The 26,037-nt window shown below is 67.6% G+C and carries 27 protein-coding genes and 1 tRNA gene; 9 read left to right on the top strand and 19 right to left on the bottom strand.

Annotation, left to right across the window (positions count from 1 at the left end):
- Nucleotide 1: 1 nt before the first annotated feature.
- From ptsP to QN315_RS11295, 5 genes are all read right to left on the bottom strand, one after another.
- Entirely contained in the window at nt 2–1,870 is a 1,869-nt protein-coding gene (ptsP, locus tag QN315_RS11315; protein WP_323989375.1) for a phosphoenolpyruvate--protein phosphotransferase, read from the bottom strand.
- A gap of 3 nt (nt 1,871–1,873) precedes the next feature.
- Nucleotides 1,874–2,179, bottom strand: coding sequence for an HPr family phosphocarrier protein (locus QN315_RS11310; RefSeq protein ID WP_323989374.1), 306 nt, complete (start codon nt 2,177–2,179; stop codon nt 1,874–1,876).
- A gap of 5 nt (nt 2,180–2,184) precedes the next feature.
- Entirely contained in the window at nt 2,185–2,688 is a 504-nt protein-coding gene (locus tag QN315_RS11305) for a PTS sugar transporter subunit IIA (RefSeq protein ID WP_323989373.1), read from the bottom strand.
- A complete protein-coding gene (rapZ, locus tag QN315_RS11300) occupies nt 2,685–3,761 on the bottom strand; it encodes an RNase adapter RapZ (RefSeq protein ID WP_323989372.1) in 1,077 nt (358 codons plus the stop codon). The genes QN315_RS11305 and rapZ overlap by 4 nt, the downstream gene beginning before the upstream one ends.
- 143 nt (nt 3,762–3,904) lie before the next feature.
- Complete coding sequence (locus QN315_RS11295) at nt 3,905–4,357, bottom strand: HPr kinase/phosphatase C-terminal domain-containing protein (RefSeq protein WP_323989371.1); 453 nt, start codon at nt 4,355–4,357, stop codon at nt 3,905–3,907.
- 144 nt (nt 4,358–4,501) lie between these two features.
- Between QN315_RS11295 and QN315_RS11290 the strand changes: the two genes are divergently transcribed.
- A complete protein-coding gene (locus QN315_RS11290) occupies nt 4,502–4,822 on the top strand; it encodes a Rid family hydrolase (RefSeq protein ID WP_323989370.1) in 321 nt (106 codons plus the stop codon).
- A 19-nt stretch (nt 4,823–4,841) separates the two neighbouring features.
- On the opposite strand, the gene QN315_RS11285 is transcribed toward QN315_RS11290, so the two are convergent.
- Complete coding sequence (locus QN315_RS11285) at nt 4,842–5,279, bottom strand: helix-turn-helix domain-containing protein (RefSeq protein WP_323989369.1); 438 nt, start codon at nt 5,277–5,279, stop codon at nt 4,842–4,844.
- 105 nt (nt 5,280–5,384) lie between these two features.
- Between QN315_RS11285 and QN315_RS11280 the strand changes: the two genes are divergently transcribed.
- Nucleotides 5,385–6,164, top strand: coding sequence for an SDR family NAD(P)-dependent oxidoreductase (locus QN315_RS11280; protein ID WP_323989368.1), 780 nt, complete (start codon nt 5,385–5,387; stop codon nt 6,162–6,164).
- A gap of 231 nt (nt 6,165–6,395) precedes the next feature.
- Here QN315_RS11280 and QN315_RS11275 read toward each other — a convergent pair whose 3' ends face one another.
- The 5 genes from QN315_RS11275 to QN315_RS11255 form a co-directional block, all read right to left on the bottom strand.
- Nucleotides 6,396–7,322, bottom strand: a complete 927-nt coding sequence (locus QN315_RS11275; RefSeq protein WP_323989367.1) for a 2-hydroxyacid dehydrogenase — start codon at nt 7,320–7,322, stop codon at nt 6,396–6,398.
- Nucleotides 7,323–7,372: 50 nt separating this feature from the next.
- Nucleotides 7,373–8,143 (bottom strand): fumarylacetoacetate hydrolase family protein, encoded by a 771-nt coding sequence (locus QN315_RS11270; RefSeq protein WP_323989366.1) that lies wholly within the window; start codon nt 8,141–8,143, stop codon nt 7,373–7,375.
- A 95-nt stretch (nt 8,144–8,238) separates the two neighbouring features.
- Nucleotides 8,239–9,666 (bottom strand): MFS transporter, encoded by a 1,428-nt coding sequence (locus tag QN315_RS11265; RefSeq protein ID WP_323989365.1) that lies wholly within the window; start codon nt 9,664–9,666, stop codon nt 8,239–8,241.
- Nucleotides 9,663–10,667 (bottom strand): Gfo/Idh/MocA family oxidoreductase, encoded by a 1,005-nt coding sequence (locus tag QN315_RS11260; RefSeq protein WP_323989364.1) that lies wholly within the window; start codon nt 10,665–10,667, stop codon nt 9,663–9,665. Before QN315_RS11260 ends, QN315_RS11265 begins: the two co-directional genes overlap by 4 nt.
- A 374-nt stretch (nt 10,668–11,041) precedes the next feature.
- Entirely contained in the window at nt 11,042–11,581 is a 540-nt protein-coding gene (locus QN315_RS11255; protein WP_176640308.1) for a heme-degrading domain-containing protein, read from the bottom strand.
- A 207-nt stretch (nt 11,582–11,788) separates the two neighbouring features.
- Here QN315_RS11255 and QN315_RS11250 point away from each other — a divergent pair, with 207 nt between their 5' ends.
- Nucleotides 11,789–12,835 carry an L-idonate 5-dehydrogenase gene (locus QN315_RS11250; protein ID WP_323989363.1) on the top strand — a complete coding sequence of 349 codons (1,047 nt, stop codon included), beginning with the start codon at nt 11,789–11,791 and terminating at the stop codon, nt 12,833–12,835.
- A gap of 35 nt (nt 12,836–12,870) precedes the next feature.
- Here QN315_RS11250 and QN315_RS11245 read toward each other — a convergent pair whose 3' ends face one another.
- The 3 genes from QN315_RS11245 to QN315_RS11235 all read right to left on the bottom strand — a co-directional run bounded on the left by QN315_RS11245 (nt 12,871) and on the right by QN315_RS11235 (nt 14,776).
- Entirely contained in the window at nt 12,871–13,836 is a 966-nt protein-coding gene (locus QN315_RS11245; protein ID WP_323989362.1) for an NAD(P)-dependent oxidoreductase, read from the bottom strand.
- A 55-nt stretch (nt 13,837–13,891) separates the two neighbouring features.
- The gene (locus tag QN315_RS11240) at nt 13,892–14,401 is read right to left on the bottom strand and encodes a YjjA family protein (protein ID WP_323989361.1); all 510 of its coding nucleotides are present in this window, start codon (nt 14,399–14,401) and stop codon (nt 13,892–13,894) included.
- A 66-nt stretch (nt 14,402–14,467) separates the two neighbouring features.
- Nucleotides 14,468–14,776, bottom strand: coding sequence for a YggT family protein (locus QN315_RS11235; protein ID WP_176641300.1), 309 nt, complete (start codon nt 14,774–14,776; stop codon nt 14,468–14,470).
- A gap of 173 nt (nt 14,777–14,949) precedes the next feature.
- Here QN315_RS11235 and QN315_RS11230 point away from each other — a divergent pair.
- The 6 genes from QN315_RS11230 to QN315_RS11205 all read left to right on the top strand — a co-directional run bounded on the left by QN315_RS11230 (nt 14,950) and on the right by QN315_RS11205 (nt 21,644).
- Nucleotides 14,950–15,025, top strand: a tRNA-Ala gene (locus QN315_RS11230).
- 278 nt (nt 15,026–15,303) lie between these two features.
- Nucleotides 15,304–16,236 (top strand): diacylglycerol kinase family protein, encoded by a 933-nt coding sequence (locus QN315_RS11225; RefSeq protein ID WP_323989360.1) that lies wholly within the window; start codon nt 15,304–15,306, stop codon nt 16,234–16,236.
- Between the two features lie 284 nt (nt 16,237–16,520).
- Nucleotides 16,521–17,840 carry a GGDEF domain-containing protein gene (locus QN315_RS11220; RefSeq protein ID WP_323989359.1) on the top strand — a complete coding sequence of 440 codons (1,320 nt, stop codon included), beginning with the start codon at nt 16,521–16,523 and terminating at the stop codon, nt 17,838–17,840.
- A 171-nt stretch (nt 17,841–18,011) separates the two neighbouring features.
- A complete protein-coding gene (locus QN315_RS11215; RefSeq protein WP_323989358.1) occupies nt 18,012–19,499 on the top strand; it encodes a carbohydrate porin in 1,488 nt (495 codons plus the stop codon).
- A gap of 188 nt (nt 19,500–19,687) precedes the next feature.
- Complete coding sequence (locus QN315_RS11210) at nt 19,688–20,461, top strand: sulfotransferase family 2 domain-containing protein (RefSeq protein WP_323989357.1); 774 nt, start codon at nt 19,688–19,690, stop codon at nt 20,459–20,461.
- 31 nt (nt 20,462–20,492) lie between these two features.
- The gene (locus tag QN315_RS11205) at nt 20,493–21,644 is read left to right on the top strand and encodes a DNA glycosylase AlkZ-like family protein (RefSeq protein ID WP_323989356.1); all 1,152 of its coding nucleotides are present in this window, start codon (nt 20,493–20,495) and stop codon (nt 21,642–21,644) included.
- A gap of 126 nt (nt 21,645–21,770) precedes the next feature.
- Here the strand turns inward: QN315_RS11205 and QN315_RS11200 are convergent, their stop codons facing one another.
- From QN315_RS11200 to hemE, 5 genes are all read right to left on the bottom strand, one after another.
- Nucleotides 21,771–22,448: an SOS response-associated peptidase gene (locus QN315_RS11200; RefSeq protein ID WP_323989355.1), complete on the bottom strand. Its 678-nt coding sequence runs from the start codon at nt 22,446–22,448 to the stop codon at nt 21,771–21,773.
- Between the two features lie 155 nt (nt 22,449–22,603).
- Entirely contained in the window at nt 22,604–23,482 is an 879-nt protein-coding gene (locus QN315_RS11195) for an aldose 1-epimerase family protein (protein WP_323989354.1), read from the bottom strand.
- Nucleotides 23,483–23,547: 65 nt separating this feature from the next.
- Entirely contained in the window at nt 23,548–23,997 is a 450-nt protein-coding gene (hemJ, locus tag QN315_RS11190) for a protoporphyrinogen oxidase HemJ (protein WP_323989353.1), read from the bottom strand.
- On the bottom strand, nt 23,994–24,710 hold the full coding sequence (locus QN315_RS11185; RefSeq protein WP_323989351.1) for an HAD-IA family hydrolase: 717 nt from the start codon (nt 24,708–24,710) through the stop codon (nt 23,994–23,996). Before QN315_RS11185 ends, hemJ begins: the two co-directional genes overlap by 4 nt.
- A complete protein-coding gene (hemE, locus tag QN315_RS11180; protein WP_323989350.1) occupies nt 24,711–25,775 on the bottom strand; it encodes a uroporphyrinogen decarboxylase in 1,065 nt (354 codons plus the stop codon).
- Between the last annotated feature and the right edge of the window lie 262 nt (nt 25,776–26,037).

Below are 26,037 nucleotides of genomic sequence, written 5' to 3'. Positions count from 1 at the left end.
GTCAGGCCCCGGCGGCGAATGCGTCGACCAGGGACGTGACCTCGGCCACGTCGGGGGCTTCCATCACCCGATGGGCCAGGCGGCGGCAATCCTCGAACGACACGGCACGCACGGCGCGCTTGACCCGGGGCACCGCCGAGGCGGTCATCGAGAAGGAGCGCAGGCCCAGCCCGACCAGCAGCGGCACCGCGCGCGGGTCGCCGGCGATTTCGCCGCAGATCGAGATCGGGCGATATTGGCGCAGCGCGGCCTCGGTCACCGTCTGGATCAGGCGCAGCACCGCCGGGTGCAGCGGGTGGTAGAGGGACGCGACCTCGGCCGAGGCGCGGTCGACGGCGAGGGTGTACATCGTCAGGTCGTTGGTGCCGATGGCCATGAATTCGGCCTCTTGCGCCAGGGCATCGCCCATCAGGGCGGCGGCGGGGGTTTCGACCATGATGCCCAGCGGCGGCAGATTGTCGTCCAGCCGCACGCCCTTGCGGCGCAGGCGGCGGGCGACGCGGTGATAGATGTCCCGGGCCTCGCGCAGTTCGGGGACGGTGGTGACCATCGGCAGCATGACGCGCACCGGCCCCGCCGACGATGCCTTGAGGATCGCCGCGAACTGGCTTTCCAGCACGGCGGGATGGCGCAGCAGCAGGCGCAGGCCGCGCATCCCCAGCGCCGGATTGACGCTTTCGCCCTCGCCGCGCAGCCCGGCGCGGTCCAGGGCCTCGCTGTGCTTTTCGCCGCCCCAGTCGACGACGCGGATGGTGGTGACGTCGCCCGCCATCGCGGTGACGATTTCGGAATAGATCGCCGCCTGCGCGTCCACGTCGGGCATCGCCTGGGCGTTCATGAACAGGAATTCGGTGCGCAGCAGCCCGATGCCCGCGGCGCCGGACTGGGCGATCAGGGGCAGTTCGGCCGGGAGTTCGAGATTGGCCTGGAGCTGGAGCTTCTCGCCGCTGGACAGGCGGGCCGCCAGGCGGCGCAGCCGGCCGAGCGCCTGGCGTTCGCGCGCATGGTCGGCCACCCCGAGCCGGGCGGCCGCCAGCGTGTCGGGCGCGGGATCGACCACCACCGTGCCGGCCGAGCCGTCCACCACCATGGTCGCCCCGTCGCGCACCCGGGCCATCAGCCCATGCGCCGCCAGCACGGCGGGAATGCCCAGCGCGCGCAGCATGATGGCGGTATGGTCGGTCGCGCCGCCTTCCTCGGTCGCCACGGCGACGATGCGCGAGGGGTCGATCAGCGCGGCATCGGCCGGGCGAAGCTGTTCGGCGACCAGCACCGCGCCCTCGGGCACGGCGCTGAACGACCGGAAGGGCATGCGCCCCAGGTTGCGCAGCAGGCGGCGGCCGATTTCGCGGAATTCGCCGGCGCGGCGCTGGGCGGCATCCTCGGCTTCGGACGAGGGCGTTTCGCCGCCGAGGGTGGCGGCGGCGAGCTGTTCGGTTTCCTGCCGGACGGCGGCCTCGGCGGTCAGCCCGTCCTGGGTGATGCGGCGGCGGATGCCGCGCAGCAGGCGCGACGGGCCGAGCATGCGGCGATAGACGTCGAGCAGCGAGCCGATTTCGATCTGGCTGTCCTCGGGCAGCAGGGCCAGCCGGTCGCGCAGCCGTTCGACCTGGCGCAGCGAGCGCGCCAGCGCCTCGGCCAGGCGGGCGAGTTCGGGGGCCGGGTCGTCGGCGCGGGCGGTGGGGTCGACCTGCGGCGCCGGGCTTTCGACCGCGATGGCGGCCGGGCCGATGGCGACGCCGCGCACCGTGGCGTCGCCGGCGAAACGGTGCTCCACGGGGCGACCCGGCGCGGGACGGCGGGCATGGCGGCGCCCGGGGCGGCATGCGGGGCGGGGCGGCGGGCCGTCCGCCCCGTCGATCGTCGTCATCGTTCAGTCATCTTCATGGAAGCCGGCTTCGATCAGGGCGGTCAGCGCCTCGATCGCCGCGTGGGCGTCCCAGCCGGCGGCCATGAGGGTGATGGATTCCCCCCGGCCGGCGCCCAGCATCATCAGCCCCATGATCGAGCGGGCCGAGACCGTCTGGTCGCCGCGCGCGACCTCGACATTCGCGTCGAACTGTTCGGCCACCGTGACCAGACGGGCCGCCGCACGGGCATGCAGGCCACGGCGGTTGACCATGGCAAGGGTGACGGACAGGACGTCCGGGTCCTGGGGATCGCGCCCGTCGGCGGACATGGAGCCTAGCCGGCGGCGACCCGGCGCGGCGCGGCGCGATACGCCGCCGACGGCGGGGCCGGCATGTCGGGGACGCGGTCGCCCAGCAGGCAACTGCGCGCGCCGCCCAGGCATTGCGGCGGCAGGTGCGAGGCGGTGGAGATATATTTGCGGCCCGCGCCCTCGGCCAGTGCCGCGCATTCGGCCAGGGTATGGCCGTTGCGGATCTGCGCCAGCTTGACCAGCATGGGCACGTTGACGCCGGCCAGAACCTCGACCCGGTCCGGTTCCATGGTCGAGATGGCGAGATTGGAGGGGGTGCTGCCGAACATGTCGGTCAGCAGCAGCACGCCGTCGCCGGTATCGACGCCGGCGATCACCGATTGCAGGTCGGCGCGGCGCAGCACCGGATCGTCCCCCGGTTCGACATTCAGCGCGGCGAGCTGCGCCTGGGGCCCGACCACGTGTTCCATCGCGCGTTTCAAGTTTTCGCCGAGCGCGCCATGGGTGACCAGAACCATACCGATCATGAGGAATACTGCCCTTCCGCGGCGTCCGCCGCGTGCTCTTTCGGCCGGCTGGCCCAGCGCCAGCTACTGCGGCCCTGCCGGGCCAGTTCGCGGTGCATGACGATGACGGGCCAGGCGCCCGTCATGTCCGCTCCGCCCTGCGCCCCGCTATCGGCCATGTCGGACTCCACCGTGTTCGACTGCACATCGGACGGAGCGATCGCCTTGTCAATATGCGAGTCGTTGTGGGGGCGGGTCGCGAGGTGGGTGGCCAGGGCCTCGACCAGCGTGACCGAGCGGTGCCGGCCGCCGGAACAGCCGATTGCGATGGTGGCGTATTTCTTGCCCTCACGCACGAAGCGGGGCAGCACCAGGTCCAGCATCGCGGCGATCTGGTCGAGGAAGCGCCGGTAGTCCGGATCGGCGGCGACATAGGCGGCCACGTCGGCTTCGAGCCCGGTCCGGACGGAGAGGTCGGGATCGTAGTAGGGATTGCGCAGGAAGCGCGCGTCGAACACCATGTCGGCTTCGCGCGGCAGGCCGGCCGGGAAGGCGAAGGACATCAGGGCGACGGTCAGCCCCTCGCCCACATGGCCGCGCCCGGGGCCGAAGCGCATTTCCACGACCTGGCGCAGTTCGGGCGGCGGCAGGTCGGAAGTGTCGATCACCATGTCGGCCGCCGCGCGCAAGCGGGCGGTCAGGTCGATTTCCGCCCGGATCCCTTCGGTGACGGTGCCGCGCATGGCCAACGGGTGGCGGCGGCGGGTGGCGGTGTAGCGGCGCAGCAGCACGCCTTCCTCGGCCGTGGCGTAGATCAGTTCGGCCTGGAGAGCCGGGTCGAGGCGCAGGCGCCCCAGTTCGGTCAGCACGGCGGCGGCGTCGAAGCCGCGGGTGCGGGAATCCACCCCGATGGCGACCGGCCGTTCGGCCCGGGTGACGATTTCGTCGAGCATGCGCAGGGGCGGGTTGTCGATGACCTCGTACCCCAGATCCTCGAGGATGCGGAGGATCGAGGATTTGCCCGCCCCGGACAGACCGGTGACCAGCAGGATACGACGTGGCGCCGGTACTCCGTCATGTGAAGAATCCGTCACGGGAAATCCTGGCTGGATGACGGGCCGGAGGGTTCCGGACCCGCGAACTTATGCCGCGTCGCAGACGGGGCGCATGCCCGGGGAACAAAGACCACCGGACGGATCTGGCACCGGACGGTTCCCGGTGAAAGACGTGCCCCCGATCACATCTGCTCGGACGTTAAAAGTTTGCAACGTCCGTCCAGCCAGTCAAGGGCCAGATTGACCCGCGCCACCGCCGACGCCAGATCCGTGGTGAGGCGGATTTCGGGCAGGCCCGTCACCGGGTCGGCAAAGGCCGGCGGCAGGCGGGCGGGACCGTCGGCCGGACCGACCAGCCGGACGGCGAGCACCGGGCGGACCCTGGCCAGGTAGGGCAGGCGCGCGATGCCCATGCCGCGGATTTCGAGCAGGCCGGCCAGGGCGGCCGGCGGCGACGCCCAGCCGTCGGACAGCACCACCCGGTCGTCGGCCACCAGGGCGTAGCCGGCATCGACCAGGCGCAGCAGCAGGTCGGACTTGCCGGCGCCGGGCGGGCCGAGCAGCAGGACCCCCTGCCCGGCGCGGGCGGCGCAGCCGGCATGGATCTGGCCGGTATAAGAAACGGGAGCCGTCATGCGCGCAGGATGACGCGGGCGGGGGCGGATGTCCCGGATTGAATTTTCCCAAGGCTGGATTTGTTCCGAGGGTTGAATTTATTCGTGAACGGAATATGACGATTCTGTTATTTTGACGTCGAACCGAGGAGCGGCACGCGCGGCATGCATGCAGAGGACATCCATGTGCGGCAGTTGACGGGCATCGACCCCTCCGGCGGGCAGGCCGCGCCCAGCCTGGTCGAGCAGTGCCGCGCCGCCCTGGAGCAGGGCGCCGAACGGCTGGAGCAGGCGGGCCACACCATGGAGGATGTAACCCGCGTCGTGTTCCTGATGCGCGATACGGATGGGTTTCCGGCCTGTTTTCCGCTGCTGCGCGAGGCGTTCGGGGCCGGGCGGCCGGCGACGACCCTGCGGCTGGTGCCGGGATTCGCCGATCCGGCGACGCTGATCGAGATCGAACTGATGGTCGGGCCGGCGGAATAGAGCCGATCGCGATCGGGCGTCACCCGGTGCCGGCCCTGCGGTCGAAAGCCTGGCGAGCCTGTTCGACCTGCTCGAGATTCTCGGCGGCCCAAACCCAGACGCCGCAGAAGGCGGAGCCAAGGCTCAAGCCCAACCCGGTGAGCCTGTATTCGACCTTCGGGGGCACGACGGGATGTACCGTCCGGACGACCAACCCGTCGCGTTCCATCTGTCGAAGGGTTTGGGTGAGCATCTTCTGACTGACGCCTTCGACCAGTTCGCTGAGACGTGTGAACCGCAACTCCCCGTGGTCGGCGAGGATGTCCAGGATCATCATGGTCCATTTATCGGCGACGCGCCCGATGAGTTCGTTGACCAAGGCGCCGATACGGGGATCGAGGTCGGCGGGAGGGATCGCGGCCGCATAGCGCCGCGCCCGCTCGATTTCCTCTGCCGTGAAGCGAGCCGACACGTCCATCTCATGCTCTCCGCCAGGTAAGTATAGCACTTTCAGGTGCCTTCTTCCGTTTGGAGAGCGTAGAGCACTACATGAGAGCCGCAAGTCGAATCTCCGACCGAGGGCATGGCCATGCAGCTCAAACGAAGAACTATTCTCATCACCGGCGGCACAAGCGGCATCGGCCGGGAACTCGGACGCCAGCTTCTGGACCTCGGCAATACGGTCATCGTGACCGGCCGCGATCAGCAGCGGTTGGAACAGGCCGCTCGGGATTTGCCTGGGGTTCATACATTGCTGAGCGACGTCAGTGACCCGAGCGCTGTCGCGGCACTTTATGCCGAAGTGGTCGAACTTTTCCCGAACCTCGACACGATCATCAACAATGCCGGCATCATGCGCAACTTGAAGCTCGATCAAGAGCGATCTCTCGCTGACGTCACGCGTGAAATAGAGATCGGCCTTAATGGGCCAATCCATATGGTGCAGCAATTTCTTCCGTTTCTGAAAACGCGAAAACAAAGTCTCATCATCAACGTCTCTTCCGGGCTTGCCTTCGTGCCGTTTCCGGCGGCCCCCGTTTATTCGGCGGCAAAAGCGGGACTTCACGCCTATACGAGATGCCTGCGTGCGCAACTCGAGAGCACCGGAGTAACGGTCGTGGAGCTTGTCCCTCCGGGAACCGAGACCCCGTTGTTTCGTGGCGAATTCGCGAAAGAGATGAAGGGTGAGAAAGGGATGGATCCGAAAGTGCTTGTGCGACGGGCCATCGAGGGTATCGAAGCGGGGAAGACGGAAATTCGACCCGGCCCCAGCAATATCCTGAAGATCGCCAGTCGGCTTGCGCCAAACTTCATGTTCAAACAGATGATCCGGCTGAGCCAGCTTCGACCCGGCGTCGCATAGCTTCCGGGAGCAGCCCGCGGTCTCGGCGCCTGGTAGCCGTTCCAGCACGAGCGAATTGCATCCGGCCCTATCGGCCGGCCGGTCGGGGCGACCGTCCGCTTATCGATTGCGACCGATCGCATGGCGATACGCGCCCGCGCCTAGTGTCCTGCTGGTCCGAGAAATTCTCATAAGAATTTCTCGGGCAGGACACTAGAGCATCACCCGACCGGATGGGGCGGGCGCGAGCGGTCAGACCACCGGGGTCAGCAGGGATTCCCCGGCGAACCAGGCCGCGAGGTTGCGGACGACCAGGTCGCCCATCGCCAGGCGGGTTTCGACCGTGGCGCTGGCGCGATGGGGCTGGAGGACGACGTTGTCCATGGTTTTCAGCGCGTCGGGGACCGAGGGCTCGTGCTGGAACACGTCCAGCCCCGCCCCGCCCAGCGTGCCGGCCTGCAGGGCGGCGACCAGGGCGTCTTCATCCACCACGCTGCCGCGGGCGACGTTGATCAGGATGCCATCGGGGCCCAGGGCCTGCAGCACCTGGGCGTTGACGATGTTGCGCGATTGCGGGCCGCCCGACGCCGCGACCACCAGCACGTCGTTGTCCCGCGCCAGCTCGGTCAGGTCGGCATAGAAGCGGTAGCCGGTATCGGGGAATTCGCGGATGTCGTGATAGGCGATCGGCATGTCGAAGGCGCGCGCGCGCGCGGCGATGGCGCGGCCGACCTGGCCGAGGCCGAGAATGCCCAGCCGGAGCCCCGTGGCCGTATGGCCCAGCGCGATCGGCGCCTTGCCCCACAGCCCGGCGCGGACGAAGCGGTCGCCCGTGCCCAGGCCCCGGCAGGCCATCAGCAGCAGGCCCATCGCCATGTCCGCCACATCGGCGGTCAGCACGCCGGGGGTGGTGGTGACGCGGATATTGCGCCGGCGCGCGGCGTCGAGGTCGACCGCGTCGGTGCCGATGCCGTTGATCGCGATGATGCCCAGTTCGGGCAGCGCCGCCATGATGTCGGGCGGCACGCCGGTGCCGCCGCCGGTGGCGATGCCGCGGATCGAGGCGGCCACGGGCAGGAGCGCGGCCATGTCCGTGAAGCGATGCACGGTATAGGCGTTATCGAGGGCCGTCTCGATCTGGGGCATCATCGGTTCGAGCAGGAGGAGGTCGGGTTTCATGCATTGTCTCCGGTTGGGTTCCGGTTGGGGAAATCGGGGGATGCGGCGGGTCAGCAGGTCAGCGACAGCGTGCCGAGATGCGCGAAGGTCGCGCTGACGCGGGTGCCGGGGGGGACGAAGAGCGTGCCGGTGGTCGAGCCGGTGGTCACCACCGTGCCGGCGGCCAGCCCGTCCGCATAGCGGGCGGCGTGGGCCGCCAGCCAGACCAGGGTGCGGATCGGGTCGCCGGCCGAGTTGCCGCCGGGATGGTCGGCCACCACCGCGCCGTCGATCGCCAAGGTCACGCGTTCTTGAACCGGGACCAGGCCGCGCCAGTCGGCGATGCCGGGGCCGACGAACAGCGCGCCGTGGCTTTGCTGGTCGGCCAAGTGGTCCAGCGCGGGCTGGCTGCCGGGCTCGACGAAGCGGGTGTCGATGATTTCGATCGCGGTGTGGACCGAGGCGATCGCGTCGCAGACCTCGTCGGTCGTATAGGGGATGGCGCGCGGCGGCAGGGCGCGGCCGAAGCGATAGGCGATTTCGGCCTCGACCCCGATATGGCGGCACAGGCCCTGCGGCAGGGTAGACGACCGGGTCGGGGCGCCGTCGTCGAACAGGGTGGCGTCCAGGATCGGGGCGGCGAAGGGCTCGGAATCCGGGGTGGCGGCCCCGACTTTCCACCCCGCGATGCGGCCGCCCAGCGCGCGGAGCGTCGCGTGCTGGACCTGGTAGGCGGCGTCCGGCGAGGGGACGTCGCACCCGTCGGGAACACGGGGAAGCGCCGGCGCGCCGGCGCGAACGCGAAGGAAGGATTCAGCCAGTCGGTCGACAGAGAACGTCACGAACATACTCCTGCAAGCCTGCCCGGCGGGACGGGACGCGGCGGGCCAGGTTACCGCTCCCGACGGGGAGCGGTCGATCCATGTCAGATATCGATTCAGGTATCGATCATATCGCGCCGGTCGAGCAGGTCGCGGTTGCGCGGATCGGGGGTGAAGAAGGTGGCGATGATCGTCATCGCGCTCAGCAGCATGACATAGCCGGCGAGCGGCAGCCAGGCCTGCTGCCCGGGGCGGGGGGCGCCGTGATGGGCGGTCGAGATCCAGGCGATCAGCAGCGAGCCGGCCAGCGGCGCCAGGCCGCCGGACAGCACGGCCGAGACCTCGCGCGTCATGGACACGCCCAGATAGCGGTGGCGGGCGCCGAACAATTCGGGCAGCAGCGCGCCCTGGGTGCCGAACATGCCCCAGGTGGCACAGCCCAGCGCGACCGACAGGGCGATGATGGTCAGCGGCAATATGCCCAGGCTGAGCACGTACCAGACCGGAATCGCGGCGACCAGTTGCAGGATGGCGAAGCCGCGATAGACGCGCACCCGGCCGAACCGGTCGCTGAGCAGCCCGGAGAGCGGCACGAAGATGGTGCCGACCAGGGCGGCGCACAGCAGCGACAGCGCGCCGGTGGCGTTGCGCATGCCGACGATGTTGACCGAATAGCTGACGGCCAGGACCTGGTAGATCGACGAACCGCCATTTTCGGCCATGCGCAGGCCCATGCCGAGCAGGATCGTCTTCCACGATTGCCGCACCACGTCGGGGAGCGAGGCGGACCGGGCGCGTTCCTCTTCCTCGATCTCGGCGAAGGCGGGGGATTCCTTGAGCGTCGCGCGCATATAGAGCGCCACGACCAGGATGACCGAGCTGATCAGGAAGGGCAGGCGCCACATCCAGCCCTGCAGCACGTCGGTGACGTGGAACAGGAGGGCGAAATAGACGACGGCCGCGACCACGGTGCCGATCTGGATCCCGAGGAACGGCAGGGCCGCATAGAAGCCGCGCCGGCCCCGGGGCGCGTATTCGGTCATCAGGACCGCGGCCCCCGCCTGTTCCGCGCCGGCGCCCAGCCCCTGGAGCAGGCGCAGCAGGATCAGGATCGCGGGCGCCCCGATCCCGATGGATTGATAGGTCGGGATCAGGCCGATCGCGGTACTGGCGCCGCCCATCAGGGTGACCGTGATGAGCAGGACGAGCTTCCGCCCGTACCTGTCGCCGAGCATGCCGAACAGGATGCCGCCGACCGGCCGCACGGCAAAGCCGAGGAAATAGGTGCCGAAACTGGCGATCAGCGCCACGGTCGGCGATTGCCCGGGGAAGAAGAGCGGCCCGAAGATCAGCGCCGAGGCCAGGCTGTAGAGCGCGAAATCATAATATTCGAGCGCGCTGCCCAGCGAACTGGTCCAGGCGGCGCGGCGCAGGTCGGCGGCGGTGATGACGTGGTGCGGGGCCTCGGCCTGCGATGCGGCGCGGGGCATCGACAGGCCGGCGCCGGCGGCATGGCCCGTGCCGGCGAATACTGGCTGTTTCATGGCAGCTTGATCCCGATTTCGCGCCCTGTACGGGCGGATTCACGCAAAGCCAGGGCGATGGCGAGGGAGGCGACGCCGTCTTCGCCGGTGGCGGCGGGACGTCCCCCGCCATGGATCGCCGCGGTGAACAGTTCGAAGGCACGATGGTAAAGATTGTGGTGCTTCAACTGGATTTCGTGTTCGCCGTCCGACGTTCGGACCGCGACCGACCCGATGGGGCGCTGGCTCATGCAGTCGCGGCCGATGATCACGCCGCGTTCGCCCATGATTTCGATCCCGCCCGGGGCGTAGGGCACCGTATAGCCGCCATGGATCTGCACCAGGACGTCGCCGGGAAAGCGCAGCACGGCCATGACGCCGTCCGCGATTCCGTCGCGGGCGAGGCGTCCGCTTTGCGTCATGCAGAAAACGCTGGTGGGATCGGCATCGAACAGAAAACGCAGCGTGTCGATGTCGTGGATGGTGCTGTCGAGGATGACGCCGCCGCCCTGGTCGTTGACCCGCCAGCCCTGCAGCGTGGCGGCCAGGAAATTGGCATGAAAGACGCGGGCCGCGATCAGCCCGCCGATGCGCCCGTCCTCGATCATGCCGTGCATGGCGATATGGGTGGCGGCGTTGCGCAAATGATGATTCGTCGCCAGAACGACACGGGCATGGTTGCAGGCTTGCACCATGTCCGTCGCGTCCTCGACGGACAGGGCCAGGGGTTTTTCGCACATCACGTGCTTGCCGGCGCGCGCGGCCGCGATGGTCTGTTCGCGATGCAGACTGTTGTTGGTGCTGATATAGACCGCGTCGATATCGGGCCTGGACAGCAGCGCCTGCAGGGAGGTGGTGTGGCTGGCGATGCCGTGCGCCTGGGCGAAGGCCGCGCCGCGCGCTTCGTCGCTGCTGAGCACGGCGCGGACTTCACCGCCCGGCTGGGCGCGGATCGCGTCGATGATCCATTCCCGCGCGACGTTGCTGGCGCCTATCAGACCCCATCCGGTCGGACGTGTCATTCAATCCCCCCTGGAGGCATCCGCCCCGGTCTTGTCGTTTTTGTGTTCCCGGACATGGTTTTTATTATCGATTATCGTTCGAGAGCAGATATGCGACCGGCAGAATTACTGTAAGGCAGGGCGATTTCGGCACGGCCACCGACCGTGCCGCCGGTGTCGTTCCCTTGGGTGTCGTTCGCCCTGTCGGCCAGCAATCCTGACGATTCGACCCGACGGCGCCGTTCATCGGCCCGGCCGGGTATGAAGTCCCACCATAGACAACGGGAGTTCGTCGCGCGGCAAGAGGCCAGCGCCGCGCGACGGTTCACAAATTCGTATTTGTGCGCTGCAAAATTTTCTATCCGGATTTCCGTCTGGCCGGATGGCCATCCGGTTCACACGGGCGGGAGCTGGATCGGGTCCAGCGGGATGTCGGCGAAGCTGGCCAGGGCCTCGACGACCAGGCGGTGATCCTCGCGCTGCGGCAGGCCGGAGACGCAGAGCGTGCCGACGACCCCCACGCCGCGCACGCGCAGGGGAAAGGCCCCGCCGAACGGGGCATAGTCGGATTCGGGCAGGCCGAACCGCTGGGTGATCGTCTTGCCTTCCTGTTGCAGCAGCAGGCCGATCGCGTACGATGCCCGGTGGAAGCGCGCGGCGACCCGGGTCTTGCGGGCGATCCAGCCCACATTGTCCGGGGTCGCGCCGTCGAGGCTGGCACTGAACAGGATATGGTCGCCCCGCCTGATGTCGATGGCGATCGGATGGCGGCGGGCATTAGCGGTCTGGCGCAGCCAGCAGCCCAGGATCCAGGCATCTTCCTCGGTCAGGCCGGGCAGGACGAGTTCGCGCTCCTGCCGGGCGATGCGTTCGAGATCGCGCGCCAGCGATGAGGCGTCGGCCCCTGTGTCGCCCGTCCGGGCGTGATCGGTCATGGTGTCGTTCCCTTCGGCATGTGTCGCTCCGGCGACGTCGTCACGTCTGTTCGACGCCTGATGATGTGAACGATCTCGCGGGCAATACCATGTGGAACGACAATTACTTTATCGTGATTTCGATCCGGGGCCGTTTGGAACGATAGTCCGGGCGCCGCCCCCCATCCCGTTCTTCTGTCCGTTTCTTCTTCTGTTCAGGACGACGACATGACGGATATGGATTTTGCCCGGACCGACGCGCTGGTCATCCATGCCAGGGGCGATTTGCGGATGGAGCCGGCGGCATCCCCGCCGCCCGGGCCGGGCGAGGTGCGGGTGCGGATCGCCTGGGGCGGGATCTGCGGGTCGGACCTGCATTACCTGCAGCATGGCGGGGTGGGCGCGTCGGTGCTGCGCGAGCCGATGATCCTGGGCCACGAGGTGTCGGGTTTCGTCGAAACCTGCGGCGGCGGGGTGACGGGCCTGCCGGCCGGGACGCCGGTGGCCATTCACCCGGCGCGGCCGTGCGGAAGCTGCCCGGAATGCCGGCGGGGGCTGCGCAATCTGTGCCGCGACGTGCGCTTCCTTGGCAGCGCGGCCCGTGTGCCGCATACGCAGGGCGGGTTTCGCCGCGCCGTGAATGTGGCGGCGTCGCAACTGCACCGCCTGCCGCCGGGGCTGGATCCGCGCCGCGCCGCGCTGGCCGAACCGCTTGCCGTGGCGCTGCATGCGGTGGGCCGCGCCGGACCCTGTGCCGGACGGACGGTCCTGGTGCAGGGGGCGGGGCCGATCGGCGCGCTGATCGTCGCCGCCCTGGCGGTCCGTGGCGCGGCCCGCATCGTCGCCACCGATTTGCATGATTTTCCGCTGGCGGTCGCGCGCCGACTGGGAGCGACCGAGACGTGGAATGCGCGCCATGCCGCGCCCGAGGAGGAATTCGACGTCGTGTTCGAGGCCACGGGCGTGGAAGAGGCGCTGCCATCCGCCGTCGCGCGGGCGCGACGAGGCGGCATCCTGGTGCAGGTGGGGATGTTTCCGCCGGGCATGGTCGCTGTGCCGATGGCGCAGATCATCGCGCGGGAGCTGGACCTGCGCGGGTCGTTCCGTTTCGATGGCGAATTCGCCGAGGCGCTGACGATGCTGGCGGCGCATCCGCGGATCGCGGACGGGCTGGTCACCCATGAAGTCGCGTTTGCCGCCTTTGCCGACGCGTTCGCGGCCGCGGCGGACCGGCGATCGGCGGCCAAGGTGCTGCTGCGGATCGACGCGCCGTAGAGCGGATCGCGACGCGGCGGAATCACCGCGTCATGTCAGGCTTTTCGTGACGGCTCTCCGGTCGTGGCGTCATCCGTTATGATGTCATGTATGATGTCATGGGTCGGCAGGCCATTGAGGCGCGCGATATGGAGGAAGATGCCGCTGTGGTCGAGGCCGCCGTCGCCGGCGGCAACCATGGCGCGAAACAGCTCGGCGACCCGCTCGGTCGCCGGCAGCGCCAGGTGGTGTTCCTCGGCGATCCTGGCCGCCGCATCAAGGTCCTTGACCTGATTGATCGCGTCGCCGCCGGGGGTGAACCGGCGTTCGATCATCCGCAGCCCGTGCTGCTGCAGGATCACACTGTCGGCGAAGCCGCCCGTCAGGGCCTGCCGCACGCGCGCCGGATCCGCGCCGCCGCGCTCGGCCAGCGTGAAGGCTTCGGCGATCAGGGTGATCGTCCCGGCGACGATGACCTGGTTGGCCAGCTTGGCCAGTTGCCCCGTCCCGACCGGACCGATATGCGTCACGCGCCCCAGCACGCGCAGCAGGGGCGAGACCGCCGCGATGTCGTCCGGCGATCCGCCGGCCATGATCGCCAGCGTCTTGTCGATCGCCCCTTTCTCGCCGCCGGAAACGGGCGCGTCGACATAGCCGATCCCCAGCTCCCGCAGGCGCGCGGCCTGTGTCCTGACCACGTCCACGGCAATCGAACTCATCATGACGACGATGGCGCCGGCCTTGATGTGGGTGGCGGCCCGGCCGTCCTCGAACAGGATCTGGTTCGCGGCCTGGCCGGAGGTCACCATGACGATCACGATATCCGCGCCGGATACCGCCTGCACAGCGCTCGGGGCCACTTCGACGCCGAATGCCGCCAGCGGACGGGCCTTGTGGTCCGTGCGGTTCCAGGCCGAAATCCGATATCCCGCCTGGGCGATATGACGGGCCATGGGCGCACCCATGATCCCGGTCCCGAGGAATGCGACGCGTGGCGCAGCGATTGTGCCGTCGTCGGTCATGTGTTGCTCCTGCTGCGGCCGCGCGGCCGGCGCCGACCGCGTTGCCGGGTGGGCGTCAGAGCATGGAGCGGGCGCGGTTCAGGACCATGGTGCAGATTTTCTGCGTCATCTGCTGCTTGATCCCCTGCCCCGCTCCGGCCAGCGAGAAGGTGTTGCCGCCCCCGGTATCCAGCAGACCGTTCCGGCCCGCCTGGTATTGGCTGTCGGTCCGGGGGTCGATGCCGGCCTTGCGGCCCAGAGCGCTCATGACCGGAGAGGCGGTGCCGGTGCCGAGATAGTTGTTCTGCACGCAATAGCCCAGCAGGCCGGCGAGGTTGCCGGCGCCGGCCGAGGACAGGGACGGCAGGCCCATGGCGCCACCCATGGCCCCACTGCCCATCGCCCCCATGGCGCCGCCCATCATGCCGCCATTGCCGCCGCCCATGCCCCCGCCCATGCCGGGCATCGCGGGCATGGCGCTGCCGCCCGACATTCCGGGCATTGCGGGCATCTGGGCGCGGGCAGGCGGCAGGCCGGCCACGGACAGGATGGCGACGACCGGCAGAATGAAGATGTGGCGCGTCATGGACGTGATCCCTTTGCGATGGTCATGCGTGTCCGGTCCGAGGCGCCCGGGATGGGCGCGGCCCGTTCAGAGAGGGTTGCTGAAAGCCAACGTATAATAAAGCTGCCGGATCAGCGGCGTCAGCACGTACTGGATCAGCAGCAGCAGGACCAGCGGGCTGAAATCCATGTTGCCCACCACGGGCAGGATGCGCCGCAGCGGCCGCAGCGCCGGTTCCGTCAGGCGGTTGAGGAAATTGCCGATGGCCCAGACCGTGTGGTTGCGGGTGTCCAGCACGCCGAACGCGTAGAGGAAGCTGAATACGCAGGAAATAACGAGCACCCAGGTATAGAGCCGGACGGCTTCGAGCAGCAATGTGAAGACAAGCTGGAGCAACGTGTATGATCTCCAAGAGGCAGGGCGGAAATCCTATCGGAGGCGGGGAAGAGGCACAACACCGCGCCCCGCACAGCGCCGCGCGAGCCACGGCAGGACCATTCGACAAGGCCTCTCGATGGGCGCTTGACAAACCCGGAACGGCCGGTATTTATGCCAGCCCATCAGGCAGTGGGGCTGTAGCTCAGTTGGGAGAGCGCCTCGTTCGCAATGAGGAGGTCAGGGGTTCGATTCCCCTCAGCTCCACCACTGGTCTGATATTTTCCCGAAAAATCAAATCCTGATGGCGATGTCATCCGTCGCGGCCCGTTGGCGGTCCATCCTGTCGCCGTTGGCATGTCGCCGCTTGTTCCCGCTTGTACGCCGGTGCGATTTGTCGGTATCGCGATCTGTTTTAAACATATGGACGGGATGATCGACCGGGGGCGCATGGTGGAGCGGGGTGTGGGGTACGGCGCTGGCGTTGCAGGTCGAACCGTTGCGGATCGAGGCGATGCGGGTTGGGCGGCGGCGGGTCGACGCGCACGATGAATGAGCGGATTGCGCGGATTCTGGTGGTCTATAACCCCATGGCGGGGCGGCGGCGCATAACGCGTCTGCGTCGTTTCGTGCAGGCACTGCGGGCCGGGGGGGCCGAGGTGACGGTGGCGGCCACGGACCATGCCGGGCACGGGCGCATCCTGTCGCGCGATGCCGGGCCGGACGGGGCATTCACCCATGTCGTGGCGGCCGGGGGCGACGGCACGATTTCCGAGGTCGCCGACGGGCTGCTGGAGGCCATGCGTCCTCCCTTTCCGTCCGCATCCGCCTCGATGCCGGGGCCCGTTATGGGCGTGCTGCCGCTGGGCACCGCGAATGTGCTGGCGCACGAGCTGGGCGTGGCCTTCGCCCCCGGCGACAATGCGCGGGCGCTGCTGTCGGGCCGGTGGCGGACGATCTGGCCCGGCCGGATCGAGGCGGGCGGGCAGGCGCGCATTTTCGTGCAGATGGCCAGTGCGGGATTCGACGCGCAGGTCGTGACTCATCTGTCGCTGCGCGCCAAGCGCGTGCTGGGCCGCGGCGCCTATGCCGTGCAGGCGATCCGCGAGGCCGGGCGCTATGATTTTCCGCCGCTGCAGGTCGTGCTGGATGGGCAGGCCCATACGGCCTTCGGCATCGTCTGTTCCAAAGGACGGTTCTATGGCGGACGCCATGTCCTGGCGCCCGAGGCAACGCCGCTGGAGCGCGGGTTTTCGGTCACGCTGCTGGACGAGCCGGGAGCCGGCCCGATCGCCAGGGTGGCGCTGGGACTGCTGTGCGACCGCCCCGACCGGGTGCGCGGTCTGCGGCGGGTGCGCGCGTCGCATATCGCGCTGACCGCGCCCGACGGGCTGGCGCTGCAGCATGACGGCGACCCATCGGGCGGCAGCGTGCCGTGCATCATCACGGATGCCGCGCACCCGCTGCGGATCGCCGTGTGACCCCGGCCCGGGCGCGCGGCACGATGCGGCGACGGGACGAGTCGACACGGCGGCGCAATAATCGTATCTGACGGGCGCGCTAGTGTCCTGCTCGAGAAATTCTTATGAGAATTTCTCGGATCGGCAGGACATTAAAATATTGATTCTCGTGTCCTTTCGATTCCGAAATTCGCTTGCGACTTTCGGAATCGGGACAGCAGGGATGGTCCGGCTGAACGCCGCGGGTTCGGGTCCGGCGGCAGGATCGTCCGAAAAAGGGGGCCGAACCGGTCCAGATATCCATCATGCCCATCGCATCGCTGTCTCCCGGCCCGTTCATCGCGCTTGTCTGTCTGCTGATCACCGTTCTTTGCCATGCGGCGCGGCAATATCATCCCGAACCCGCCCTGAGGCTGCTGGGGATGGGGACCTTTGCCGGGGCGATCGGCCTGCCGCTGGTGATGATGCGGCCGCCGGTGCCGGAATGGATCGCGATCCCGATCGGCAACAGTATCGTGCTGCTGGCGCTGGCGCTGTTCTGGCAGGCGACGATGCGGTTGTACGGGCGGCCGCTCTTTCGCTGGGGGCTGGCCGCGCCGGTGCTGCTGTGGCTGGGGTTTTGCGCCTTCGGGTGGTTCCGCCATTCCCTTGCGCTGCGGGTGGAGATCGCGATGGCGATGGTGGCGGGGCTGGTCTTCCTGCCGCTTTGCCGGTTGGCGCGGCCGCCGAGAGAGACCCGGACGCAACTGGCGCTGCTGGTGATCGGCGGCGTTCATGTCGTATGCAGCGCGGTGCGCGGCCTGTTGACCGCCATGCCGGGGCTGTTTCCCTGGGAAGGGCTGGTGAACGCGGCGATCCCGTTCGAGATGCTGTCCTATGTCGTGCTGTGGCCCGGGCTGATGCTGATCCTGGTCGCGGAGCGGGCGATGCGGCAGACCCGGACGATGGCGTTTCAGGACGACATGACCGGCGTGCTGAACCGGCGCGGCTTCTGGCAGGCGGCGGAGGCCCTGCCGCGACGCGGCGTGCTGCTGTTCGACATCGATCATTTCAAGCATATCAACGATACGTTCGGCCATGCGGCGGGGGACCGGGTCATCCGGCATTTCAGCACGGTCGCGACGGACGCCCTGGGTCCGGACGTGCTGTTCGGCCGGATCGGCGGCGAGGAATTCGCCGCGGCGGTCGGCGGATTGTCGCATGAGGCGCTGTGCGCCGTGGCCGAGCGGGTGCGCCTGGCCTTCGCCGAAACCGTGACCCCGCCGGGCGTCCGGGCGACCGTCAGCATCGGCATCGCCGCGCCGGCCGCGCCCGGCCTGCCGCTGGGCGAGCAGATGGCGCTGGCGGATCGCGCGCTGTACCGTGCCAAGCACCAGGGCCGCAACCGGACCGAGGGCGACGGATCGGACCCTGCGCACTCGCCGGCCTCGACCCCGGTCCCGCCGCGCGAAGGCGTGACCCCGCGGGCGCCGGGATGGTGGCGGCGGCGCCTTTACATCCGAGGTGCCGATCAGGACGCGTCCGGTGATGCCGCATTTTTGGGATGCCGTCGGGATCGTCATCCTGGTGCTGGGATCACGGATCATGCTGCTGATTTCGATCGGGCAGGACGGGCGGGAGGGTGAAGCCGCTTCTGCATCGCGCCGATATCGGATAACGGCACGATGCAGGGTGGACTGTTTACCGCGCGGTCGAAACGTTATAGGAAAATGACCCGTAATTTTTCCGCGAATGGAAATATTACGACATATTTGTGCCCTCGTTCCATCCCCATCGCCGCCGAGACATCATCATCGATGACCAGATCCCCTGGGACCAGATCCTTTGGCCGACCGCGGCCGTCTGCTCGCCTTGCCTGCCTGTCGGCGATCCTGGGGCTGCTGGCGGGCCATCCGGCCCCGGCGGCGGCCCAGGTGATGGACAACGACATCGGTGCGGCGCCCATGCAGCGTGTCAGCACGCCGGAGCCCGCCCATGTGTCGCTGGCGCCGGTCGTGCCGCCTTTTTCCCATCCCGAGGCAATATTTCCCAACCCGTTCGGGCTGACGAAATGGCTGCGGGATCGGGGCGTCAATGTCCTGTTGGACAACACCAACGAGTTCGCGGGCGCGATCACGCCGCCGACGCGCGGGACGACCAAAGGGTTCGTCAATTACCGGCAGGGTGCGAGCAATGCCGGGCAATATGCCGCCGAGCTGGACATCGACTGGAACAGGCTGGCCGGCCTGCGCGGTTTCGCCACCCACATGATCACGGTCGGCCGCTACGGCACCACGGCCAACCGCATGTTCGGCGACTGGCTGAACCACGCGTCCGAGGATTATGGCGGCGGCGGCAACGTGGTCGTCCACCTGGTCTATGCCTATGGCGAGGAGACACTGTTCGGCGGGCGGCTGGCGATCGCGGCGGGGCGCATGGCGGAAATTTCGGATTTCGCGGCGAGCCCGCTGTTCTGCAATTTCCAGAACGGCAGTTTCTGCGGACGTCCCAAGGGCATTACCGACACGAATTATGCGGCGGGCTATCCGGCGTCGACCTGGGGCTTTCGCGTGCGCGGGCGGCCTACGCACACGATCTATGCGCAGACGGGCGTCTATCCGATCGAGAACGGGATCTATTCGGTGGCGCAGCACCGGACGGGTTTCAAGTTCAACGGCGCGAACATTATCGGCTATACCGCGCCCGTCGAAATGGGGTGGGAGCCGGTCTTCGCCCATGGCACGCTGCCGGGGCATTACAAGCTGGGCGGTTCGCTGTTCAGCACGCCGCAGAACGACAATCTCTTCGACATCGCCGGGCGCCCCTATGCGCTGACGCGTGCCAGGCCGCGCCAGCATGCCGCGTCATGGTCGAGCTGGGCGATGTTCGACCAGCGGCTGGTCCATTATGCCGACCCGGCATCCGGACTGACGGCGCTGTGGGGCGTGGTCTATAACGACCCGCATACGTCGCTGCGCGAATATGTGGCCTATGCCGGGTTGCTGAATCGCGGCTTCATCCAGTCGCGGCCGTTCGACACGCTGGGCGTCGCGCTGACCTATACCAAGATCGCCAACGGCGTGACGATGACCGAGGAAGATCTGTTGCGCCAGGGGGCCGCGCTGCCGAACCATGCGACGGGGGTGCAGCGCCATGCCATGGTGCTGGAGGCGAATTACGCCATCCACGTCATGCGCGGCGTCATCTTCACCCCTTTGTTCGAATATTATTTCCGTCCCAACGCCCAGGGCAATCTGCGCGATGCCGCGCTGCTGGGGTTCAAGAGCCACGTCGAGTTTCTGTAAGGCGCGGCCCAAAAACGGGAGATCGGAGGCCGGCCGGCAGAAGATTTTATATATCTCGGGCCTTTCGCCGGCGTTTCGACTGTAACCGGGAAGATTGCAGAGTGTAACGTGATCGGGATCGGCCATGTTTTGGCCGCTTCTTCTGGTAGAGTCTGGCCGCGCCGATGATGATGACCGGAGAAAGCCCGATGACCCTGCCGCAGAAAAGCGTTCTGGCCGCGCGCGACGCCTATACGCCACGCCGGACGCCGGATGCGGTGCCGCCGAAGACCCTGTTCGAGCGCCTGACGCGGCTGCTGGGGTTTCGCCTGCCGCCCGACCTGCATGAATGGACGTCGGAAATCGGCCTGACGCTGCCGCTGGGTACCAAGCGCCATGAGCGGATGGCGCTGATCGCGCAGCGGGGCGTATTGTTTGTCCATGTGCCGAAGAATGCCGGGACGTCGATCGCGACCGCGCTGTATGGCCGCACCCTGTCGCATGAATCCATGCGCTATTACCTGGACGTGGTGCCGCATCTGGCCCACACGCTGCCCAGCGTCGCCATTCTGCGCGATCCGGTGGAGCGGTTCATTTCGGCCTATCGCTATGCGCGGGACGGGGGCAGCCGGCATCGCAGCGTGGTGCCGGCCTTTCGCGACCAGTATATGGCGTTCCGTTCGGTCGACGATGCGCTGGACCATATCGAGCAGGCACGGTCGGTCTATCAGATGGATCACATCTTCCGGCCGCAATCCTGGTACGTCACGGACAAGTCCGGCCGGCCGGCCGTGCGCTATCTGGTCCATCTGCGCGATATCGGGCGCCTGCCGGACCTGGTGCCGGAACTGAGCACGCTGCGCCTGCCGCACCTGAACGAAAGCCGGTCCTATGCGCTGAACCTGACCGGCCGGCAACTGGCGCGGATCGAAGCGTTCTATCATCGGGATTTCGCGCTGTTCGATCATCTGACCATCCGGTGACCGGAAACCTGACAGCGTCCGGAGCCGCTCCGTGCCCATCCCCATTTCACTGACCAGGCATGAGGCCCGGCGCATCTGGATGCGCGCGCAGGGACTGGATCGGCCGGCGCCGTTCGGCGGCGGAGCGGATGCGACGCAGCGGGCGGTCGAGCATCTGGGCTATGTGCAGATCGACACGATCAACGTCATCGAACGATGCCATCATCACATCCTGTGGTCGCGCATTCCGGAGTACCGGCGGGCGCATCTGCAGCAGGCACAGAGCACGGACAAGAGCGTCTTCGAATATTGGACGCATGCCCTGGCCTATGTCCCCACGCGGGATCTGCGCTTTTTCATCGACGACATGCGGCGGCGGCGGGCGGTGCCGGGAAGCTGGTTCGACAGCGTGACGCCCGAGGAGGTGCGCAAGCTGCTGGGTCGCATCCGCGTGGAAGGCGCGCTGTCGATCCGCGATATCGAGGACGACGTGCTGGTCGAGAAGGACCACGCCTGGGCAAGCCGCAAGCCGTCGAAGCGGGCGTTGCAACTGGCCTTTCTGAGCGGGCAACTGACGATCAGCGCGCGCGAGGGGATGGTGAAACGTTATGAACTGATCGGGCGGCATTTCGGCTGGGACAGCCCGCCGCGCCCGGTTCCGGCGGCGCGGAAGCTGGATTACCTGCTGGACCGCGCGCTGCGGGCGCAGGGGATCGTCAGCCTGGATTCGGCCTGTCACCTGGACGCGTCGCGCAAGGCCGGTCTGCGTGAGCGGATCGAAGAGCGCGTGGCGCGCGGGCGGCTGGTGCCGGTTTCCGTCGCGGGGGCCGAGCGGGTCGGCCACTGGGCTTGCCCCGCCATGCTGGCGGCGGCCCGGGTCGAGGAATTTGCAGGCGAGGACACGGTTCATATCCTGTCGCCGTTCGACCCGCTGGTGATCCAGCGCAAGCGGCTGGAGCTGATGTTCGGCTATACGCACCGGTTCGAAGCCTATGTGCCGAAGACGAAACGGGTATTCGGCTATTTCGCGCTGCCGGTGCTGGTCGGTGATCGGGTGGTGGCGGCGATCGACTTGAAGGCCGACCGGGCACGGAATATGCTTCAGGTGCAGCAATGGAACTGGATCGGACCGCAGCAGGCCACCCATAGCAGGCTGATCGAGGACTCACTGCATCGTTTCGAACAATTCCAGTTTGAAACCTGAAGGATCGAAACGACTCCGAAAAATGATCTGGTGGTGTGTCGGCGGGTGGAAGAGTTGACCGTTTTGCGGTCTCTTTTTCGGGGCTCTGCCCCGCACCCCGCCAAAGGCGGTGCCTTTGGAAACCATTTATTTATCGATAGATTGCGCCGGGTCGAGCAGGTGCGGTCCGTTGCGCGTTGGATCGTTCACCGCCGGGCCGACGGGGAAGAGAGTGACGTTGTCCGGATCGCATGGCATGAGAAATCTTGTGGCATTGTCAGGTGTTTCGTAGAGCCATCCACGCCGGTCATCGGGGGCGATCAGCACCGGCATGCGGTCCTGGACCGGGCGGACCGACTCGCAGGATTCAGTGGTGATGATTGCGAAACTATGCAGGATATCGCCCTGATATTCCCAATTGTCCCAGATCGCGGCCAGGGTCATCGGCTGGCGGTCCGGTGTGGTGAGTGCCCAGGGGCAGCGCGCGAGGCGCGGCGTGCGGCCGGTGGGCCAGAGATAGCAGGCCGTGGCGGGCACCAGGCAGCGCCGGGCGCGGAACGCGGCGCGAAACATGCCCGAGGTGGCAATCGTTTCCGCGCGCGCGTTGATCGCCTGTCGCGTCATATCGCGTGCCCAATGGGGCACCAGCCCCCACAACATCAGATCGAGCCGCGTGCCGGAACCGGACGGCACGCGGCAGAACACCGGGGCGGGCTGGCCGGGGGCCACGTTCCACGAGGGCAGCCAGTCCGGCGCGGGGCCGGTGACGCCGAAATGCTGCCGCATGGCCTGGGTGGTCAGCGCGTTGGCGAAGCGGCGGCACATTCTCTAGCGGGGGTTCTCTTCTTTTTCTGTAGAAAAAGAAGAAAAAAGACTTTTATTCGTTAAGGGATTTCCCATTTGCTCGGCAAAATGCCCAAAACGTCCAAAAGTTTTTTGGTTCTTTTTTTCAAAAAAGAACGAATCCCCCCGCCCCCGCATCACAGCAGCGCCACGGACCAGGACGCCGTCCAGTCCTGGAGCGGCGGAATGTGGAGGATTCCCGGTTTTTCCGAAAATTCGCCCGAGAAATCGACGGGGCTGGGCAGGCCGCGCCAGGGTTCGATGCACAGGAACCCTGCGCCGGGCTTCATCCACAGGCCAAGTTCGCGAAATCCCTGCCATGTCATGGTCATTCCCGTGCCGTCGGGAGCGCGGAACGCGACGCGGGTGCTGGTGAGCTGGTCGAGGATAACGACGTCGTCGATGAACAGATCGTCGGACAGGGCCAGGGTCCGGCCGGTGATCGGCGTGGGAAAATGCGTGGGCAGCAGCAGGCCATCGGCGATCCGGCGGATCGGGGCGGGTTCGGGATGTTCGAATTCCAGCACGTAATCCTGCCTGGCGGCACCGGGGCGCTGGGGCCAGGAGAAGGCCGGATGGGCGCCGAGCGCGGCCAGCAGGACATGGTCCGGATCGGGGTTGTGCACCCGGTATCCGACATGCAGCGTCTGGCCGGTGATCTGGTAATCCATCGTCAGGACGAAGCGAAAGGGAAAGATCGCGCGGCTGTCGGCATCGTCGGAGATCGACAGGGTGCAGCCGTCCGCGCGGCGGTCGACCCAATGGAAGACGCGGTCGCGGGCGAAACCGTGCCGGGTCAGGCGATAGGGCCGGCCGTCGATCAGGGCGGTGTCGTCCTTCAGGGTGCCGACGATAGGGAAAAGTACCGGCGAGTGACGGGGCCAGGCGGCACCCGACCAGACCCGGTCGAAGCCCGACGGGTCCTGAAGGGATTGCAGCTCGGCCCCGGCGGCCGCGACGCGGGACTGGAGTCCGTTGGCGCCGAAAACATGGTGGGCGGGAGCGTTGTCGGTCATTGCAGCCTCTCCACTTGCACCCTTTCGACGGGCCCGGCGCCCGGCGATATGAACAGGGTGTTTTTTCAGAACGGGCGGACGATCACCATGATGACGACGACCATCATCAGCAGGGTCGGGATTTCGTTCGCCGCGCGGTAGAATCGTTCGGGCCGGACATTGCGGTCCTCGGCGAAGGCGCGGCGCCAGGCGGCGCAGGCGCCGTGAAAGCCGGCCAGGCCGAGCACCGCCGCGATCTTGAGGTACCACCAGCCGGCATGCCAGTCGACCGTGCCGGGGGTCAACGCCAGCAGAACGCCGAAGAGGAACGTACAGATCATTGCGGGATTCATGATCTGCCGCAAAAGTTTACGTTCCATTACCTTGAAGCGCTCGCTCTCGCCCGAGCCCGGTACGGCCTGGCAGTGATAGACGAAGAGGCGCGGCAGGTAGAACAGCCCGGCCATCCAGGCGATCAGGGCCATGACGTGCAGGGCCTTGAGCCAGGCCAGATAGGGCAGCAGGCCGGCGATCATGGCGTATTGCCGCCCTGTTCCGCCAGGATGGCTTCCAGCAGCGGCGCGAATTCCGACAAATGCGCGATGCGATACAGACCCGGCCATTCGGGCGCCGGCAGGTGGAGCGGGCGCAGCAGCACGCAGGCCATGCCGGCCGCCCGCGCGGCAAGGGCGCCGGTATCGCTGTCCTCGAGCACGAGGCATTCGTCGGGGGCGACGCCCTCGGTTTCGGCGGCGTGCAGATAGACCCCGGGATCGGGCTTGGGGCAGCCCATGTCGCGCGCCGAATGGATGCGGTCGGCGACGAAACGGTCCAGGCCGGTGCGGGCGAATTTCACGTCCATTTCGGCGATCGAGGAATTGGAGCCGACCCGCACCGGAAGATCGAGCCCGATGACGGCGGTCAGCATCCCATGGGCGCCGTCGATCGCGCGGGCTTCGGCGCGCATCAGTTCGACCAGACGGTCCTGCACCATGGCGACCCAGTCGTCGGGCAGCGCACGGCCGGTTTCGGCCTCGGCTTCGGTCTTGATCAGGGTCAGGGCGCGGCCGGCGAAGCGATGCACCGCCGCGTCGTCGTCGTAATGCAGCCCGATCCGGCGCAGTTCCTGGGCGACGACGCGGCAGGACGGGCCTTCGCTGTCGACCAGCACGCCGTCGCAATCGAAGATCACCAGGCGCAGGCGCCCGTCCGGACGGACCGCGCGGGGCAGGGTCGGCGCGGGCCGCATCTATCCGACCTCGCGCACGGCGCGGACCAGGTCGCCGACATGCTCGGGCGGTGTCGCCGGCACGACGCCGTGGCCGAGATTGAAGATATGCGGCCGGCCTTTCATGACGTCGCGGATGGCGCGGGCCTCGGTCGTCATCGCGTCGCCGCCGGCCAGCAGCAGCAGCGGATCGAGATTGCCCTGCAGCGTGACGTCGGGCGGCACCAGTTCGGCCATCGCCGCCATGTCGGCGCCGGTATCGAGCGCCATGACGCGCACACCGGTTTCGCGCGCATATTCGGCGGCCATCACGCCGGCCAGGCGGGGGAAGCCGATGACCGGCACGCCGGGACGACGGGTGCGGATCTCGTGGACGATCGCGCGGGTCGGCGCGATGACGTGGCGGCGGAACTGGGCGGGCGGCAGCAGGCCGGACCAGCTGTCGAACAGCATCACGGCCTCGGCCCCCGCGTCGATCTGCGCGCAGAGCATGTCGGCGGTCGCCCGAGCCAGCATGTCGATCAGCCGGTCGAACAAGGCGGGTTCGGCATAGGCCAGGCCGCGCGTGGCGTCGAATTCACGCGAGCCGTGGCCTTCGACCATGTAGCAGGCGACCGTGAAGGGGGATCCGGCGAAGCCGAGCAGCGTGACCTGCCCGCCCCGGGCCGCGCCGATCGGATCGGGGCCGTCGAGCGTCGCGCGCAGGCGGCGCAGGGTTTCCATCACCGGGGCGGTGGCGTCGGGCACGCGTTTGGGATCCAGCCGCGCGAGGTCGGATGCCGATCGGATGGCCCCCAGCACGGGGCCGGTGCCCGGGACGAATTCGAGAGACTGCCCCATCGCCCAAGGCAGGATCAGAATGTCCGAGAACAGGATCGCGCCGTCCATGGCGTAGCGGCGGATCGGCTGCAGGGTGATCTCGGTGGCCAGGTCCGGCGTCATGCAGCGGGTGATGAAATCGGCCTGGTCGCGCAGGGCACGGAATTCCGGCAGGTAGCGGCCGGCCTGACGCATCAGCCAGAGCGGCGGCGGCCACAGGGCCTCGCCCTGGAGGACCCGCAAGAGTGGTTTGGCTGTGTCCGTCATCGCCGTGCCGATCATTCCTGTCCTGACGGGACGAGTATCCCGTACTTTCGCGGGCGACGACAGGACCGAAGGAAAGGTCCGGTACGGCGTCACCGGATTTCGGATCACACCTCTAAACATGAAATAAGAAGAAAGAAATGCTGAAGAGGGTGATAAGGGCTGTGGATGACGGGGTACCCACGTTTCCAAAAACGTACCCCGTCTTTCCCACAGGGTGTACAGATTTTGTCCGGCCGTTTCCCAAGGGGTTATGGGAGTTATC

Origin of the sequence: Nguyenibacter sp. L1 (assembly GCF_035199985.1) — a bacterium.
Classification (GTDB): Bacteria; Pseudomonadota; Alphaproteobacteria; order Acetobacterales; family Acetobacteraceae; genus Gluconacetobacter; species Gluconacetobacter vanlangensis.
Note: the sequence above shows the minus strand (reverse complement) of the source record. Positions and strands in the feature narration are given on the sequence as shown.

What these genes read in the sequence shown, in the direction of transcription:
- ptsP (WP_323989375.1), bottom strand. Translation starts at nt 1,870, where the DNA reads ATGACGACGATCGACGGGGCGGACGGCCCGCCGCCCCGCCCCGCATGC.
- QN315_RS11310 (WP_323989374.1), bottom strand. Translation starts at nt 2,179, where the DNA reads ATGTCCGCCGACGGGCGCGATCCCCAGGACCCGGACGTCCTGTCCGTC.
- QN315_RS11305 (WP_323989373.1), bottom strand. Translation starts at nt 2,688, where the DNA reads ATGATCGGTATGGTTCTGGTCACCCATGGCGCGCTCGGCGAAAACTTG.
- QN315_RS11295 (WP_323989371.1), bottom strand. Translation starts at nt 4,357, where the DNA reads ATGACGGCTCCCGTTTCTTATACCGGCCAGATCCATGCCGGCTGCGCC.
- QN315_RS11290 (WP_323989370.1), top strand. Translation starts at nt 4,502, where the DNA reads ATGCATGCAGAGGACATCCATGTGCGGCAGTTGACGGGCATCGACCCC.
- QN315_RS11285 (WP_323989369.1), bottom strand. Translation starts at nt 5,279, where the DNA reads ATGGACGTGTCGGCTCGCTTCACGGCAGAGGAAATCGAGCGGGCGCGG.
- QN315_RS11280 (WP_323989368.1), top strand. Translation starts at nt 5,385, where the DNA reads ATGGCCATGCAGCTCAAACGAAGAACTATTCTCATCACCGGCGGCACA.
- QN315_RS11275 (WP_323989367.1), bottom strand. Translation starts at nt 7,322, where the DNA reads ATGAAACCCGACCTCCTCCTGCTCGAACCGATGATGCCCCAGATCGAG.
- QN315_RS11265 (WP_323989365.1), bottom strand. Translation starts at nt 9,666, where the DNA reads ATGAAACAGCCAGTATTCGCCGGCACGGGCCATGCCGCCGGCGCCGGC.
- QN315_RS11260 (WP_323989364.1), bottom strand. Translation starts at nt 10,667, where the DNA reads ATGACACGTCCGACCGGATGGGGTCTGATAGGCGCCAGCAACGTCGCG.
- QN315_RS11255 (WP_176640308.1), bottom strand. Translation starts at nt 11,581, where the DNA reads ATGACCGATCACGCCCGGACGGGCGACACAGGGGCCGACGCCTCATCG.
- QN315_RS11250 (WP_323989363.1), top strand. Translation starts at nt 11,789, where the DNA reads ATGACGGATATGGATTTTGCCCGGACCGACGCGCTGGTCATCCATGCC.
- QN315_RS11245 (WP_323989362.1), bottom strand. Translation starts at nt 13,836, where the DNA reads ATGACCGACGACGGCACAATCGCTGCGCCACGCGTCGCATTCCTCGGG.
- QN315_RS11240 (WP_323989361.1), bottom strand. Translation starts at nt 14,401, where the DNA reads ATGACGCGCCACATCTTCATTCTGCCGGTCGTCGCCATCCTGTCCGTG.
- QN315_RS11225 (WP_323989360.1), top strand. Translation starts at nt 15,304, where the DNA reads ATGAATGAGCGGATTGCGCGGATTCTGGTGGTCTATAACCCCATGGCG.
- QN315_RS11220 (WP_323989359.1), top strand. Translation starts at nt 16,521, where the DNA reads ATGCCCATCGCATCGCTGTCTCCCGGCCCGTTCATCGCGCTTGTCTGT.
- QN315_RS11215 (WP_323989358.1), top strand. Translation starts at nt 18,012, where the DNA reads ATGACCAGATCCCCTGGGACCAGATCCTTTGGCCGACCGCGGCCGTCT.
- QN315_RS11210 (WP_323989357.1), top strand. Translation starts at nt 19,688, where the DNA reads ATGACCCTGCCGCAGAAAAGCGTTCTGGCCGCGCGCGACGCCTATACG.
- QN315_RS11200 (WP_323989355.1), bottom strand. Translation starts at nt 22,448, where the DNA reads ATGTGCCGCCGCTTCGCCAACGCGCTGACCACCCAGGCCATGCGGCAG.
- QN315_RS11195 (WP_323989354.1), bottom strand. Translation starts at nt 23,482, where the DNA reads ATGACCGACAACGCTCCCGCCCACCATGTTTTCGGCGCCAACGGACTC.
- hemJ (WP_323989353.1), bottom strand. Translation starts at nt 23,997, where the DNA reads ATGATCGCCGGCCTGCTGCCCTATCTGGCCTGGCTCAAGGCCCTGCAC.
- QN315_RS11185 (WP_323989351.1), bottom strand. Translation starts at nt 24,710, where the DNA reads ATGCGGCCCGCGCCGACCCTGCCCCGCGCGGTCCGTCCGGACGGGCGC.
- hemE (WP_323989350.1), bottom strand. Translation starts at nt 25,775, where the DNA reads ATGACGGACACAGCCAAACCACTCTTGCGGGTCCTCCAGGGCGAGGCC.